We start from the raw sequence: 263 nt of genomic DNA, 5'->3' as shown, positions 1-263 counted from the left end.
TGACATTCATGCATGGGATGGTACCATGAATTGCGGGGCTTGATTGTTTTGTTAAGTTGGTGTGTTATGGCTGTGAAAAATGGTAAAAAAATGGAAAAAAAGAGTTCTAAGCCTGTCCCTCATTTCCTTAAAAATTTAAGGGGTGTAAAAAATTGGGAACAAGTTTTACAATGGCTTGCTTTCCGTAAGGTAGAGGATATTGAGTGTATCACGCCTGATCAAGCAGGGGTGCCGCGTGGCAAGATGATGCTTTCTAAAAAATT

1 pseudogene is annotated in these 263 nt (G+C 39.5%); it reads left to right on the top strand.

The features are described 5' to 3' along the window. Window positions 1-66: 66 nt before the first annotated feature. Window positions 67-263, top strand: a pseudogene (locus ACFINC_RS11520) (glutamine synthetase); the annotation flags it as partial.

The organism is Bartonella sp. AP58NXGY (assembly GCF_042195785.1).
Taxonomy (GTDB): Bacteria; Pseudomonadota; Alphaproteobacteria; order Rhizobiales; family Rhizobiaceae; genus Bartonella.
Note: the sequence above shows the minus strand (reverse complement) of the source record. Positions and strands in the feature narration are given on the sequence as shown.